Source organism: Roseateles sp. GW821-FHT09H10 (assembly GCF_059415865.1).
Window position 1 is genome coordinate 394661 of the sequence record NZ_JBWKOB010000003.1, and the last position, 14597, is coordinate 409257.

Genomic DNA, 14597 nt, shown 5'->3' on the forward strand with positions numbered 1-14597 from the left:
ATAGCGTCCTGGCGCTCGCGCCATTGCTTTTCGGAGACCCCATGGACCGTTTCATCCGCCGTGCCGACCCGCGCACCCTGAGCGTGCGCGACCTGATGGAGGCGCGCGACCAGTACCACGTCCACATCGCCAACCTGCCCACCGTCATCGGCACGGCCATGGGGCGCTACCGCATCCGGCTCAACGATCCCAACTACGCCGACGAGCATGCCGAGCAGACCGGCAAGGAGCTCGGCGCCCGCACGCTGGCCAACAGCGACTTCCGGCCCTGGTCCTGGCCCTGCGTGCTGGTCTTCGTCAGCGAATGGCTGGACCGCACCACGCTGTCCCGCCACCCCGAGCTGGCGGTGCCGCCGGTGCTCTACCTGCCCGACGGCCGCCAGGTGCGCACCTGTCCCGTCCTCGTGCAGCGCCGCGCCTCCAACCTGCCGCCGGCCGACACCGCCCTCTACGCGGCCGACAAGTTCGGCCCCAATTTCCAGGTTCATGTGGCCGACCAGGGCGCCACCCGCATGGGCGTGGCCTCGGCCATCGTCGAGGACGGCGCCTGTGCCTTCGCCCTGGTCAGCCGCCACCTCACCTCGGGCACCGAGCCGGGCGCGCCGGTGTTCGCGCTGCCGCGCGGCAGGAAGGTCGGCATCGGCCACATCACGGCCCATGGCGTCGATTCGCTGCCGCTGGCTGACATCTACCCCGGCTTTGCCGGCCGCGATGCGCGGCTGACGCTGGACGCCGCCCTGGTCAAGCTGGACAGCGTCGTCTCGACCAACTCCCAGTACCTCGGCGTCGGCGGCTTCGGCCCCGTCATCGACCTGAGCTCCGACAAGATGAGCCTCAACCTCATCGGCTGCCCGCTGTTCACGGTGCTGCCTGGCGGCATCCGCACCGAAGCCTGCGTGCACGGGCTGTTCTACCGCCATGCCAGCATGGGCGGCGTCGACTCGCTGGCGGAGTTCCTCATCGGCCCGCGCCGCGTGGGCGACACCGTGCAGACCCGGCCGGGCGATTCCGGCGTGACCTGGTTCTGGGACGAGATCGCCGACCGCAAGCCCAAGGACAAGGACCTGCCGCCGCCCACGCATTTCCGCCCGCTGGCCGTGCAATGGGGCGGCCACGGCTTCGGCACCCTCAACTCCAGCCGCGCCACCGAGTTCGCGCTGGCCACCGGCTTCAGTTCCCTGTGCAAGGCGCTGAACGTCGGCCTCGTCGAGGACTGGCGCAGCGGCCAGAGCCGCTATTGGGGCAAGGTCGGCCACTACAACATCGGCTTTGCTGCCTGCTTCGCGCTGCAGACCAGCAAGGCCAAGGCCGTCTTCAAGGCCAATGCAACGGCCATCGGCGTCAGCGACGCGGACATCGTCGCCGGCAACCTGCCCATGGCGACGCAGACCAGCCAGTTCATCGCCCTGGCCGACGTGCCCGACCTGGTGTGGCGCCGCACCCGGGGCAAGGACAAGGCCAACCACTTCGCCGACATGGACGAGGCCGGCAGCGGCCCCTTCGCCGGCAGGACGCTGATGCAGCTCTGGCAGCAGGTGCCGGCCACGCGCGACCCCCAGGTCTGGGACCAGTTCTACAGCAGCATCGACCCCGATCGCAAGGCGGCGCACCGGGGCGCGCTGCCTTTTCGCGTCGCCGAGCTCTACAAGGTCATGGTGCAGGCGGTGGCCGCCAGGCAGCTGGATGCCTATGTCTGCGCCGCCGGCGTGCTGGCCCATTACATCGGCGATGCCTGCCAGCCCCTGCATGTCTCCCACCTCCACCACGGCCAGGCCGACGACCCGGACGACGACAAGGTGCATGCCGTCTACGAGAACGACATGCTGGACCAGGCCGCCGAGGAGGTGGTGGCCGGCGTCAAGCAGCGCGTGGCCGACGCGCCGACCGCCACGCTGTTCAAGGGGCCCATGGGCGCCGCCAACGCCGTTGTGCAGCTGATGCGCCGCACCATCGAGGAACTGCCGCCCGAGGAGGTGCTGGAGGTCTACGAGCGCGTGCACGGCCGGGGCCAGGCGGCGGCCATGTGGGCCGTGCTGGGCGAGCGCACCCTGGACCGCATGGCCGACGGCGCCCTCACGCTGGCCACGGTCTGGCAATCGGCCTGGCGGGAAGGCAAGGGGGAGCAGAACTTCACGCTGGCCACCTGCCGGGTGCCGGTGCCCACCGCCCGGCTGAAAAAGCTCTATGACACCAAGGGTTTTGCCGAGTCCCGCTGGCTGCATGAGATGACGCTAGACAGTCTCCGTTGAGGGGGGTGCCCCCGAGTGAGGGGGCGCTCGCTACCATCGCTTTGAACCTCCGGGCACCGAGCCGGGACTCATGCGCAATGGAAACCCGCAGGCGAGCATGTTGAAGTGGCCCAGCATCAGGAAGCAAAAGCGTGATGACGCGCCGGCCCCGCCTGCCCGCGGGCCGGCCGCCGAGGCGCTGGAGCTGGCCCTGCTGGAGGGCATCAAGCAAGGCCGCCGGGCCGATTTCGACGCCCTCTACCGCCTCTACCACCCCCGGTTGTGGCGTTTCCTGTCGCATCTGATGCGCCAGGCCGATGCCATCGAGGAGGTGCTGAACGACAGCCTGATGGTCGTCTGGCAGCGCGCCGACAGCTTCGACGGGCGCAGCAAGCTGTCCACCTGGATCTTCGGCATCGGCTACCGCAAGGCGCTGAAGGCCCTGAGCCGCCAGGACCTGCCGGTGGACGGTGACCTGGTGGAAGAAGCATCCGACCCGGGGCCGGGGCCGGAGCAGCAACTGGGGCTGGCCCAGTTGCGGGGGCGGCTTCGACAAGCCATGGCCGAGCTGTCGCCCGAGCACCGCGCCGTCGTCGAGCTGTGCTATTTCCATGACATGGCCTACGCGGAAATCGCCGAGGTGGTGGGTTGCCCGGCCGAGACCGTCAAGACCCGGATGTTCTATGCGCGGCGCCGATTGAGGCTGCTGCTCGACGACCTGGCCGGGCTGGGGCAAGGAGAAGAATGATGAGTGTGGTGATCCCGATGGAACATGACGAGCATGCCGCCGTGCAGGCCCTGCTGCCCTGGTATGCGCGCGGCCAGCTCGGCGAGGACGAGACTGGCCAGGTGCAGCGCCATCTGCTGCATTGCACCGCCTGCCGCAACGAGCTGGCCGCCGAGCAGCCCATGCAGACCCTGCTGGGCGTGGCCGGGGCGCCGGCCAGGGGCGGCGACGTCGAAGCCGGCCTGGCCCGCATGCATGCGCTGATGGAAGACAAGGCCCCGGTGGTCCGCGCGCCGCGCTGGATGTCCTGGGCCCTGGGCCTGCAGGGGGCGGCTGTCGCCCTGCTGCTGGTCCTGGTGCTGATGCCGCGCCCCGACGACCAGGCGGCCTACCAGGGCCTGTCGGCCGCCGGCAGCGTGCCGGTGGCGGCGGATGCCCTGGTCATGTTCAAGCCCGGCACCAGCGAGCAGGCGGTGCGCGAGCTGCTGCAGGCCCAGGGCGCCGGCATCGTCGCCGGGCCGACGGAGACCGGCGCCTGGCTGCTGCGCATCGACGCCCGCGGGCTGGCCGCACTGCGCACGGCGCCCATCGTCGCGGTGGCTGAGTCCCTGCAGCCGGGGCCGGCGCGATGAAATTCTGGCTGAGCCTGCTGGCCCTGCTGCTGGGCTGCTGGGTCAGCCCGGCACGCGCCCAGGCCGAGGAGGCCCAGCGCCAGGTCCTGGTCATGCTGCAGCTGCCCAAGGCCCATTACCGGCCCGACGGCAGCTATGCCGGCACCTATGGCGAGGGCGTGGGCCGGCAGTCGCGCCAGCAGGTCGCCCAGGCCCTGGCCCAGGCCCACAGGCTGGAGATGCGCAGCGAATGGGCCATGCCGCTGGCGGGGGTGGACTGCTTCGTCATGCGCCTGCCCGAGGGCGACACGCGCAGCCCGGCCAAGGTCGCCGAGGCGGTGGCCGAAGACAGGCGCGTGGCCTGGGCCCAGCCCGTCAGCCTCTACCGCGCCCAGGGCAGCCAGCAGGAACCGCTCTACGCCGCCCAGCCGGCGGCCCGCCAATGGCATCTGGCCGAACTGCATCAGCTGGCCACCGGCAAGGGCGTGCGCGTGGCCATCGTCGACAGCGGCGTGGAGGCCGGCCACCCGGACCTGGCCGGCCAGATCGCCTTCAACGGCAACTTCGTGGACGACAAGGCCGTGCCGGCCGAGGGCCATGGCACGGCCGTGGCCGGCATCATCGCGGCGCGGGCCGACAACGGTGCCGGCATTGCCGGCATCGCGCCCCAGGCCAAATTGCTGGCGCTGCGCGCCTGCTGGCAGGCGGCTGGCCCCCAGACCCTGTGCACCAGCCTCGGCCTGGCCAAGGCCCTGTACGCGGCCATCCAGCAGGGCGCCCACATCATCAACATGAGCCTGGGTGGGCCTGACGACCGCCTGCTGGCCCTGCTGATCGACCAGGCTCAGGCGCGCGGCGCCACCGTCGTCGCGGCCATGCCGGGCGAGAACGGGCCCTTTCCAGCCAATCATCCGGGCGTGCTCGTCGTCGGCAGCGCGCCGCCGCTGCCGCCCGGTGTGGTCATTGCGCCGGGGCGTGACGTGCCCAGCACGGCCATCGGCGGCGGCTGGTCGCTGGTGTCGGGCTCGTCCTTCGCCGCCGCGCATGCCGCCGGCCTGCTGGCCCTGGTGCGCGAGCTCGACGGCACGCGTGGCAGCCTGGCGCTGAAGACGGCCCTCGTCACGGCCGCCCAGGGCCGCATCGACAGCTGCGCGACGCTGGCCCGCCATGCCGGCACGCGCGGCCCCGGCTGCACGACGCGAGGGCAAACTCCGGACTGATGCCCCCTGCGCACCTGGCCCGACTGACGACGCTGGTCGCCACGCTGCTGGCCTGCGCGGGCGGAGCTTTCGCCGATGTCGGCGGCACGCTGTCGCTGCAGACGGATGCGCGCGAGCGCGGCATGTCCTACAGCGACAACCGGCCCAGCGCCCAGCTCGGGCTGGCCTGGGACGGTCCGTCGGGCTGGTACGGCGGCGCCCAGCTCGGCCATGCCCGCTTCTCGCAGAAGCGCGGCGCCGCGCTGCAGCTCTACGGCGGCCGCGTCCTCGAACTGGCGCCCGGCCTGGACGGCGAGGCGGGCGTCATTGCCCATGCCTACGAGAACGTGTCGCACTACGACTACCAGGAGGTCTATGCCGGCCTGCTGGGCGAGCGCTGGAACCTGCGCGCCTATTTCTCGCCCGACTACTACGGCATAGGCCAGCGCAGTGTCTACGCCGAGTTCAATCTGCGCTGGCCGCTGGCGGCGGGCGTGGCGGCGCTCGGCCATGTCGGCCTGCTGCATGGCGCTGGGGGTCAGGTCTCGCCCTATGCCGACTCGCGCGGCGAGACGCGGCTGGACCTGCGCCTGGGCTGCTCCTGGCAGCTGGGCGCCAGCAGCGAGCTGCAGCTGGTCTGGATCGCGGCTGGCCGCGGCGGCCCCTACACCTGGACCGACGCCTCGCGCCGCCGCACGGTGGTGCTGGGCCTCACGTTCGCGTTCTGATCCCTAGCTTCTCTTGAACCCGTGTCGCGCGGGTCGGCACTCACGGCGCAGTGAGTTGCAGGAGAGCTTGAAGATGAGGATGTCAAAAATGCTGGGGGTGGCCGTGGCGGCCACCATCGCGCTGGCCGCGGGCTGCGGTGGCGGCAGTGGCGAAGGCCTGGACGGCAATGGCCGGCCGCTGGGCGAGGGGGACGATCCGAGCGGGCCGATGACGGCCAGCTTCCGCTCCATCCAGTCCCATGTCTTCACGCCCGTCTGCACGGCCTGCCATGCCGGCGGCGCCGCGCCGCGCGGCCTGCGGCTGGATGCCGGCAACAGCTACGCCATGCTGGTCAACGTCAACAGCGGCGGCGTGCCCACGCTGAAGCGGGTGGCGCCGGGCGATGCCGAGAACAGCTATCTCATCCACAAGCTCGAAGGCCACCAGGCGGTCGGCGCGCGCATGCCGCTCGGCGGCCCCTATCTCGATGCGCAAACGATCAATCTGATCCGCCAGTGGATCAACAACGGAGCACAGCAATGAGGGCCGCACGACTGTTCTTCGGCCTTGTCGTCGCTCTGCTGTTCTCCAGCGCCAACGCAGAACCCTATCTCGCCATCCGCAGCGGCCTCAAATGCGTGGGCTGCCATGTGAACCCCACGGGCGGTGGCCTGCGCAATGCGGTGGGCAACACCTTTGCGCAGAACGTCATCCCGGCCAATGCCCTGCCCGATGCCCTGCAGGGCTGGACGGGCTCGCTGCTGGACGATCGACTGCGCCTGGGCGGCGACTTCCGCACCGCGACGACGCGCACCTCGGTCTCGGGCCAGCCCACCACCAGTGTCGGCGGCACCGAGCAGACGCGGCTCTATGCCGATGTGCAGATCATCAAGGACTATCTCGGTGCCTACCTCGACCAGCAGGTGGCGCCCGGCAAGTCCGAGCGCCAGGAGGCCTATGTGAGGCTGTCGACGCCGGGCCTGGCCTGGTATGCCAAGGCCGGCCAGTTCTATCTGCCCTTCGGCTGGCGGCTGCAGGACAACCTGGCCCTGGTGCGCCAGTTGAGCGGTGTCAGCATGACGGTGCCCGACAAGGGCCTGGAGCTGGGCCGCGAGAGCGATGAATGGTCGCTCCAGCTGGTGCGCAGCAACGGCCCCGAGGGCTCGTCGGGCAAGCAGACGACGGCCCAGGCCATCTGGATGCAGCCCTGGGGCCGCATCGGCGCGGCGGCGGCCCAGGTCAAATCGGCGGCGGGCAAGCGCCAGGCCTGGGGCCTCTTCGCAGGCACGACGACGGGGCCGGTGGCCTGGCTGGCCGAGGTCGACCTGGTCAGCGACGCCGGCTACCCCGAGGGCAAGCGCAAGCAGGTCGCGACGCTGCTGGAGGCCAACTGGCTGGTGCAGCAGGGCCACAACCTGAAGTTCACGAGCGAGGTCCTCGACCCCGACCGCCGCGTGGCCCATGACAACAAAGTGCGCTACAGCCTGGTCTACGAGTACACGCCCATCGCCTTCGCGCAGCTGCGCGCCGGCTATCGCAAGTTCGGCGGCATTCCGCAGAACGCCATCGACAACCGGCGGCAGAGCTTTGTCGAGCTGCATGGACTGTTCTAGCGTCATCGTCGAACGTCCCCGCGCACTGGCGCCGCCGATCACGCGGCTGCCGCTGGCGACGCTGTATCTGACGGAGCGCTGCAATTCGCGCTGCGTCAGCTGCGACTACTGGCGGCATGGCCGGCGTGACATCGACGTCGAGACGGTGAGGCAGTTGCTGCCTGACCTGCGCGAACTGGACACCCAGACGGTGCTGATCTCCGGCGGCGAGCCGCTGCTGCACCCGCAATGGGCCGACATCGCGGCCCTGCTGCGCGGCCAGGGCCAGCGGCTCTGGCTGCTGACGGCCGGCCTGGCCCTGGCCAAGCAGGCGGCGGAGGTGGCGCGCTGGTTCGAGCAGGTCACGGTGTCCCTGGACGGCAGCACGGCGGCCAGCTATGCGGCCATCCGCGGCCTCGATGCCTTCGAGGTCGTGTGCGCCGGCATCCGGGCGGTGGTGCGCGAAGGCATCAACGTCAGCCTGCGCGTGACGGTGCAGCGCGGCAACGCCGGCGAGCTGGCCGCGCTGGTGGCCCTGGCGCATGAGCTGGGTGTGTCGGGGATTTCCTTTCTGGCCGCCGATGTCAGCCATGCCGAGGCCTTCGGCCGCCATGGCGGGCCGGCCGATGGCGTGGCGCTGCGGGCCGAGGACCTCGCCGTTCTGGCCGCCAGCCTCGATGCGCTCGATGCGGCCGACTTCGACAGCGGCTTCATCGCCGAGACGCCGGCCAAGCTGCGCCGCATCGAGGCCCATTACCGCGCCCGTCTCGGCCTGTGCGAGCCGCCGCCGGTGCGCTGCAACGCGCCCGAGCATTCGGCCGTCGTCGAGGCCGATGGCAGCCTGCGGCCCTGCTTCTTCATCGCCGGCACCGGGCGCCTCGGCGCCTTGGGCCTGGCCGATGCGCTGAACTCGACGTCACAGCGCCGCCTGCGCGCCACCATCCGTTCCGGCGAGCGGCCGGAATGCGCGCATTGCGTCTGCTCCAAGTGGTTCGCTTCATGAGCACGTTCGCCAACGTTGCCGCCTACGACCTCTGGGCCGAAAGCTATCCGCCGCTGCCGCACAACCCGTTGATGCGGGCCGAGCAGACGGCCGTGCTCGGCCTGCTGCCCGATGCGGCGGGCCGGCGCGTGCTGGACCTGGCCTGCGGCAGCGGGCGCTATGGTCTGCTGTTGCAGCAGCAGGGCGCACGCTTCGTCGTCGGCAGCGACCTGTCCGCCGGCATGCTGGCGCGCGCGTCGCTGGCCCATCGCGTGCGGGCCGACATGGTGAAGCTGCCCTTCGCGCCGGCCAGCTTCGACCTCATCGTCAGCGGCCTGGCCGTCGGCCATGCGCCCTGCCTCGATGCCTGGATGGCCGAGGCGGCGCGGGTGCTGGCGCCGGGCGGGGCCCTGGTCTATTCCGATTTCCATCCCGATGCCGCGCGGGCCGGCATGACGCGCAGCTTCAACGACGCCAGCGGCCAGCGCCATGAGCTGCTGCATGCCGTGCACGACGCAGAGGCTCACCTGGCCGCGGCCTGGCGGGCCGGCCTGGTGCTGGAGGCACGGCGGGAGGTGCGCGTCGGCCAGGAGCTGCGCGAAGTCTTCACCGGCTCCGAGGCCTTCTATGCCCACTGGGACGGGCTGGCTGTCGTCCTGGCCTTGAAGCTGGTCAAGCCATGAGCCTTCATTTCGTCAATGCGGCGAACGGCATGAGCCTGAGCACCGCGGGTGAGCGCATCAGCGCGGCAAGCGGCGCGCGGCGCGTCGACCTGGCCGGTGCCCGCCTGCTGCCGGGCCTCATCAATGCCCACGACCACCTGCATCTGAACGGCGCGCTGCCGCGGTTGAAATACCGCGAGCGCTACCGCAATGCCAGCGAATGGATTGCCGACATCACGCCGCGGCTGTCGGCCAATGCGCAATTGCTCGCGCACCGGTCCCGGCCGCGCGCCGAGCGCCTGCTGGCGGGCGGGCTGAAGAATCTGCTGTGCGGCGCGACAACCGTGCTGCATCACGACCCGCGCCATGCGGTGCTGGACGAACCGGACTTCCCGGTCGACGCGCCAGCGCCCGGCGGCTGGTCCCATTCGCTGGCCCTGGATGGCGAGGAGGCCGTTCGCACTTCGCGCCGGGCAGCGCCGGCCGGCCAGCCTTGGATCATTCACGCCGCCGAAGGCACGGACGAGGCGGCGGCGCAGGAGTTCGACCGCCTTGAGGCCCTGGGCTGCATCGCACCAGGGACCTTGCTTGTGCATGGGCTGGGCTTGAGTGCCGCGCAACAGCGCCGTGCCGCCGATGCGGGCGCCGCCGTAGTCTGGTGCCCGGGCTCCAACCTGCATCTCTTTGGCCGCACGCTGGCTCCCGATTGGCTGTTCACCCAAGGCCGTCTCGTGCTGGGGAGCGATTCCCGCATCAGCGGCTGCCGCGACCTGCTGGCCGAACTGGGCCTGGTGCGCGAACTGACGGGCTGGAGCGACGAGCGCCTCGAGCGCTGGGTCAGCGCGGACGCCGCGCGGCTGCTGGGCCTGCACGACCGTGGCCGGCTGGAGCCCGGCCTGCGCGCCGACTTCATCGCCTTGCCGCCCGGCCTGCCACTGTCGCGCGCCACGCGGGCCGATCTGTGCCTGGTCGTCGTGGGCGGCCGGCCGCTCTATGCCGATGCTGAGCTGGGCCAGGCTCTCGGCCTGGTGCCGGTGCGCATCGATGGCCGGCTCAAGGCCATCGCGTCCCATCTGCTCGTCGCCGAACCCGGCATGGAACCGCTGGCCGAGGAGGCCCTGGCATGAAGCGCCTGCTGCTGATCAATCCGCGCGTCACTTCCAACGCGCGTTTCCCGCTGGCCGTCATGCACCTGGCTGCGGCGCTGAGGGAGCGCTATGCGACGCGCATCCTCGACGGCAATCTCGATCGCCATCTGCCCGAGACGGCGGCGGCCGTGGTGCGCGAAGGCGGCTATGTGGCCGTGGGCCTGTCCGTCATGGGCGGGCCGCAGCTGCCCGCGGCCTTGGCCGTGTCGAGAGCCCTCCGCGCGGTGGCGCCGGAGCTGCCCATCATCTGGGGCGGCTATTTCGCCACGCTGTGCACGGATGCGGCGCTGAACAGCGACTGCGTCGACTACGCGCTGCGCGGCCAGGGCGAGCAGGGCTTGTTGGAGCTGCTGGATGCGCTGGCCGACGGTCGGCCGCTGGACGACGTGGGTGGCCTGTCCTGGCGCCGTGGCGACGAGATCGTGCACAACGCCGACCGCGCGTTCTCGACGGCGCCGCTGCAGACGGACGTCAGCTATGACGAGGTCGACGATCCGCAGCGCTATCTCGGCCCGAGCTTTCTCGGCCGCCGCACCACCGGCTACCAGGCGGCCCTGGGCTGCCGCTATCGCTGCAGCTTCTGCGGCGTGGCGGCCATGTTCCGCGGCAAGACGGCCCTGCCCGAGGGCGAGCGCCTGGAGCGCGACCTGAGCGGCTTGCGGACCCGCTTCGGCGCCGACTCGGTGCAGTTCTACGACCACAACTTCTTCGACCGCGAGATCGACATGCAGCCCCTGCTGCAGGTGCTGGCGCGGCTGCAGATGCCCTGGTGGTGCTACGCGCGTGCCGACGCGCTGCTGGGCATGTCCGAAGCCTCCTGGGCCCTGGTGCGGCGCAGCCGGCTGCGCATGGCCTATATCGGTGCCGAATCGCCCAATGACAGCCTGCTGCGCGACATGCGCAAGGGCACCAAGTCCGACCAGACCCTGGCCGCCGTCGAGCTCTGCCGCGCCCATGGCGTCGTGCCCGAGCTGTCCTTCATGCTGGCCCCGCCGCAGGACCCGGAAGGCGAGACCGAGAGGACCTTCGACTTCATCCGCCAGGTCAAGCGCCTGCACCCGGGCGCCGAGATCATGCTGCACATCCACACGCCGCTGCCGCCGCGGCGCATGGGCGAAGGCCGCTGGACGCCGCGCGACCCGGCCCTGCCCAAGGGCTTTGTCTTCCCCGACAGCGCCGATGCCTGGGCGCAGAAGGAATGGGTGGACTACTGGTGCCACAAGGACGCGCCCTGGCTCAGCCCGGCCCTGCGCGAACGCATCCGCGACTTCCGCACCGTGCTCGGCTGCCGCTTCCCGACGCTGACCGACATCCGCGCGCCGGGCTGGCAGAAGGCCGCCCTGCGCGCCGCGTCGGCCTGGCGCTATCGCATGGCGCGCTACGACCGTCCGCGCGAGCTGCGCTGGCTGGAGCGCGCCGTGAAGCTCTGGGACCCCCAGCTGAATGCGCTGTGATGGCCCGCGTGCTGCAGATCAGCTTCCACCGCGACCCGCAAGGCCGCGCACCCGAGCGCCTGCTGCAGGACTGGCCCACGGTCTCCCAGCTCGCCGAGGCCGCGGCCGGTGCGGGGGCCGAGGTCAGCGTGGTGCAGGCCTGCGCCGATGTCGGGCATGTCAGGCGCGGCGACATCGCCTATCACTTCCTGCCCTGCGACAGCCAGCCCGAACGCCTGGCCGAACTGCTGGCGCGGCTGCAACCCGAGGTGCTGCATGTGCAGGGCCTGGGCTTCGTGCGCGAGGTGAGGGCGCTGGCGGCGCTCGCCCCGGCCCGGCCCATCGTGCTGCAGGACCGCGCCGATGCGCCGCCGCGGCCCTGGCATTGGCCGGCCTGGCGGCGTGCGCTTCACGCCGCACGTGGCTTGATGTTCTGCGCCGAGGAGCAGGCCCTGCCTTTCCGCCGCCGCGGTCTCATCGGCGCCGACACGCGCATCTATGAAGTGCCGGGATCGAGCTGCGGGTTTGCAGCGCGCGAACCGGCCGCCGCGCGCGCGGACACCGGGCTGGCCGGCGACCCCTGCCTGCTGTGGGTGGCGCATTTGGATGCCAACAAGGACCCGCTGACCGTCCTCGACGGCGTGGCGCTGGCCGCGCAACGCCTGCCCGGCCTGCAGCTCTGGCTCTGCTATGGCCGCGCACCGCTCTATGACGCCGTTCGCGAGCGCCTGCGCGACCCCGCCCTGGCCGGCCGCGTGCACCTGCTGGGCGCCCAGCCGCACGCGCGCATCGAGACGCTGATGGCGGCCGCCGACCTGCTGGTGCAGGGCAGCCATCGCGAAGCCACGGGCTACAGCGTCGTCGAGGCCCTGGCCTGCGGCCTGGGCCTGGCGGTGACCGACATCCCGTCCTTCCGCGTGCTGGCCGGGAGCTGCGAAGCTGCGCGGCTGTGGCCGGCGGGTGATGCGGCGAGGCTGGCCGAAGCCATCGTGGCGCTGGCCGCCCTGCCTGCAGCGCGGCGCCGCGCGCTGGCCAGGGCGCATTTCGAATCGCACTGTTCGGCCCAGGCCCTGGGGCGGCGCCTCGTCGCGGCCTACGACGACCTGCTCGCGGCATGAACAGCTTCGTCCTCGCCCCGGCGGCCGTCGACTTCCGGCGCGCCTTCCTCGTCAACCTGGCCTCGGCCACCGGCGGCGTCGCAACGCGCTTCCTGCTGGGCCTGCTGCTGGCCCGGCTGCTGCAGCCGGCCGAGCTGGGCCTGTATGCCCTGGGCCTGGCCGTCTTCAGCGTCGCCCAGTTGCTGCGCGACGCCGGCGTGTCGGCCTATCTGCAGCGCGAGCCCGAACTGACGCCGGCGCGCTTCTCGGCCTGCCTGGGCCTGCTGGCCTGCACGACGCTGATGGCGACCGTGGCCCTGCTGGCCCTGGCCGAGCCGCTGGCCCGGCATTTCAGCCAGCCCGGCCTGCTGGCCCTGCTGCAGGTGCTGGCCCTGGGCCTGCTGCTGTCGGCCCCTGGCAGCGTGATGGCCGCGCTGCAGCTGCGCGAGCTGGCGGCGGCGCGCATCGCCTGGGTGTCGCGTCTCGGCACCTTGGCGCATGCTGGCGTGGCGGTGCTACTGTCTCTCGAAGGCTGGGGCGCCCTCGGCTTGGCCTGGGCCCAGGTGGCGGGCATCGTGGCCTGCGGCCTGGCCTATGCGGGCCTGCCGACGGGGCGCCGCTGGTGGCCGTCGCTGAAGGGCTGGGCCGAGGTGCTGGGCTTTGGTGTCGGTGCCTTGCTGGTGGGGCTGGTGAGCGGCGTCAACGGCGTGCTGCCGGACCTGTGGCTGGGGCGCCTGGGCTCGGCCCACCTCGTCGGGCTGCTGGGCCGCGCCCAGGCCACCGTCGGCCTGCTGCAGGCGCTGGCCGGCCATGCGCTGAGCTTTGGCGCGCTGCCGGTGCTGGCCGGGCGCCATGCGCGGGCCGAGAGCCTGGAGCCGGCGTTGCGCCGGGCGACGGCGCTGTTGACGGGCCTGGGCTGGCCGCTGCTGGCCCTGACCGTGGCCTACCGCGAGCCGCTGGTGGGCCTGCTCTACGGTCCGGCCTGGCTGGACTGCACACCGGCCGTGCTGCCGCTGGCGCTGACGGCGGCTCTCGGTCTCGTGTTCACGCAACTGGGCGCCGCGCTGGCGGCCGTGGGCAGGCCCGGCCTGGCGGCCTGGCCGACGGGCGTGACGCTGGCCGCGCGCCTGGTGCTGGGCGTCGCCCTCTTCGACGGCAGCCTGGTCTCCTTCGCCTGGGCGCTGTGCGCGGCAGCCTGTGTGGCCTTGCCGGTCCAGCTCTGGCTGGCGGCGCGCTATCTCGGCCAGTCGCCCGCTGCGCTCTGGACCGCGATCAGAGGCAGCGCGCTGACATCGCTGGCCGTGCTGGCCGTGCCGCTGACGCTGGCGCCCATCGTCTGCGTGGCGGCCTGGCGCTGGTGCCGCCACCCGCTGCTGGACGAGTTGCTTCAGCTGGCGCGCCGGCGCATGACGAGCAGGAAATGATCGCCCAGGCTGTTGATCAGCGGCCAGCCGGCCACGCGCCGGTCCAGGGCCCACAGGCGCTGGTGCCAGCGCGGATGGCGCTCCGCCAGCCCCGTCAGATAGGGCGGCGGCACGAACACGCACAGGCCGCGTTTCACCTCCAGCTCGAAGTGCCCGGCGAAGGGCGCGTAGAACTCGGTGGGCGTGTAGTAGCGCGTCCAGATGGTGCGGCCATTCATGCCGACGGCGACGGTGTCGCGCGCGAAGCGGATGCCGGCACGGGCCCAGCGGCGCTGGCGCGCGTAATGGACCAGCTCCCAGGGGCAGTAGCGGCCGATGACGGTGAAGACAAGGCGGCCGCCGGGCTTGATGAGGCGGGCGCATTCGGCGGCGGTGGCGGCGAGGTCGGGCACGCAGTTCAGCGGGCCGAGGTTGGAGTAGGCGCCGTCGAAGGCGGCATCGCCCTCCAGGCGCTGCAGTTCATGGGCGCCGATGGCGCACGCATCGACTTCCAGGCCGGCGTCGCGGGCGCGGTCGCGCGTGCGCTCCACCATGCGCTCGGACCAGTCGGTCGCCGTCACGCGGTGGCCCTGCGCCGCCAGGTGCACGGCATCCAGGCCGGTGCCGCAGCCGAGGTCGATCAGGCGGCTGCCGGGCGCGAAGCTGGTGTCCAGCCAGCGCCACATCTCGTCGCGCATGTCCTGGATGGCGATGTTGTTGCCGCGCGGGCCGTCGTAGTCGGCGGCGACGCTGTCGAAGGCTTGCTGGGTGTCGAGCAGTCGGGTGGTCTGGGTGTTCATGCGGAGG

General features: G+C 71.7%; 14 protein-coding genes. 13 read left to right on the forward strand and 1 reads right to left on the reverse strand.

Translation table 11 applies throughout. From position 1 onward, the window contains the following. The first annotated feature begins 41 nt into the window (after positions 1-41). From AC07OY_RS17375 to AC07OY_RS17435, 13 genes are all read left to right on the forward strand, one after another. A complete protein-coding gene (locus tag AC07OY_RS17375; RefSeq protein ID WP_495043862.1) occupies positions 42-2249 on the forward strand; it encodes a phospholipase C/P1 nuclease family protein in 2208 nt (735 codons plus the stop codon). 97 nt (positions 2250-2346) lie between these two features. Then, the gene (locus tag AC07OY_RS17380) at positions 2347-2976 is read left to right on the forward strand and encodes an RNA polymerase sigma factor (RefSeq protein ID WP_495043863.1); all 630 of its coding nucleotides are present in this window, start codon (positions 2347-2349) and stop codon (positions 2974-2976) included. Further along, complete coding sequence (locus AC07OY_RS17385) at positions 2976-3587, forward strand: zf-HC2 domain-containing protein (protein ID WP_495043864.1); 612 nt, start codon at positions 2976-2978, stop codon at positions 3585-3587. The genes AC07OY_RS17380 and AC07OY_RS17385 overlap by 1 nt, the downstream gene beginning before the upstream one ends. Then, the gene (locus AC07OY_RS17390) at positions 3584-4786 is read left to right on the forward strand and encodes a S8 family peptidase (protein WP_495043865.1); all 1203 of its coding nucleotides are present in this window, start codon (positions 3584-3586) and stop codon (positions 4784-4786) included. The genes AC07OY_RS17385 and AC07OY_RS17390 overlap by 4 nt, the downstream gene beginning before the upstream one ends. Then, positions 4786-5493, forward strand: a complete 708-nt coding sequence (locus AC07OY_RS17395; RefSeq protein WP_495043866.1) for a TorF family putative porin — start codon at positions 4786-4788, stop codon at positions 5491-5493. Before AC07OY_RS17390 ends, AC07OY_RS17395 begins: the two co-directional genes overlap by 1 nt. Before the next feature lie 73 nt (positions 5494-5566). Next, positions 5567-6016, forward strand: a complete 450-nt coding sequence (locus AC07OY_RS17400) for a hypothetical protein (protein WP_495043867.1) — start codon at positions 5567-5569, stop codon at positions 6014-6016. Further along, entirely contained in the window at positions 6013-7086 is a 1074-nt protein-coding gene (locus AC07OY_RS17405) for a hypothetical protein (protein ID WP_495043868.1), read from the forward strand. Before AC07OY_RS17400 ends, AC07OY_RS17405 begins: the two co-directional genes overlap by 4 nt. Beyond that, positions 7073-8068: a radical SAM protein gene (locus tag AC07OY_RS17410; RefSeq protein WP_495043869.1), complete on the forward strand. Its 996-nt coding sequence runs from the start codon at positions 7073-7075 to the stop codon at positions 8066-8068. The genes AC07OY_RS17405 and AC07OY_RS17410 overlap by 14 nt, the downstream gene beginning before the upstream one ends. After that, positions 8065-8730, forward strand: a complete 666-nt coding sequence (locus AC07OY_RS17415) for a class I SAM-dependent methyltransferase (RefSeq protein WP_495043870.1) — start codon at positions 8065-8067, stop codon at positions 8728-8730. Before AC07OY_RS17410 ends, AC07OY_RS17415 begins: the two co-directional genes overlap by 4 nt. Further along, on the forward strand, positions 8727-9836 hold the full coding sequence (locus AC07OY_RS17420) for an amidohydrolase family protein (RefSeq protein WP_495043871.1): 1110 nt from the start codon (positions 8727-8729) through the stop codon (positions 9834-9836). The genes AC07OY_RS17415 and AC07OY_RS17420 overlap by 4 nt, the downstream gene beginning before the upstream one ends. Then, positions 9833-11311 (forward strand): B12-binding domain-containing radical SAM protein, encoded by a 1479-nt coding sequence (locus AC07OY_RS17425; protein WP_495043872.1) that lies wholly within the window; start codon positions 9833-9835, stop codon positions 11309-11311. The genes AC07OY_RS17420 and AC07OY_RS17425 overlap by 4 nt, the downstream gene beginning before the upstream one ends. Next, positions 11311-12408 carry a glycosyltransferase family 4 protein gene (locus AC07OY_RS17430; RefSeq protein WP_495043873.1) on the forward strand — a complete coding sequence of 366 codons (1098 nt, stop codon included), beginning with the start codon at positions 11311-11313 and terminating at the stop codon, positions 12406-12408. The genes AC07OY_RS17425 and AC07OY_RS17430 overlap by 1 nt, the downstream gene beginning before the upstream one ends. Further along, complete coding sequence (locus tag AC07OY_RS17435) at positions 12405-13811, forward strand: oligosaccharide flippase family protein (protein WP_495043874.1); 1407 nt, start codon at positions 12405-12407, stop codon at positions 13809-13811. The genes AC07OY_RS17430 and AC07OY_RS17435 overlap by 4 nt, the downstream gene beginning before the upstream one ends. Here the strand turns inward: AC07OY_RS17435 and AC07OY_RS17440 are convergent. Further along, the gene (locus tag AC07OY_RS17440) at positions 13775-14590 is read right to left on the reverse strand and encodes a class I SAM-dependent methyltransferase (protein WP_495043875.1); all 816 of its coding nucleotides are present in this window, start codon (positions 14588-14590) and stop codon (positions 13775-13777) included. The two genes, AC07OY_RS17435 and AC07OY_RS17440, sit on opposite strands and share 37 nt — an antisense overlap. Positions 14591-14597 lie beyond the last annotated feature (7 nt).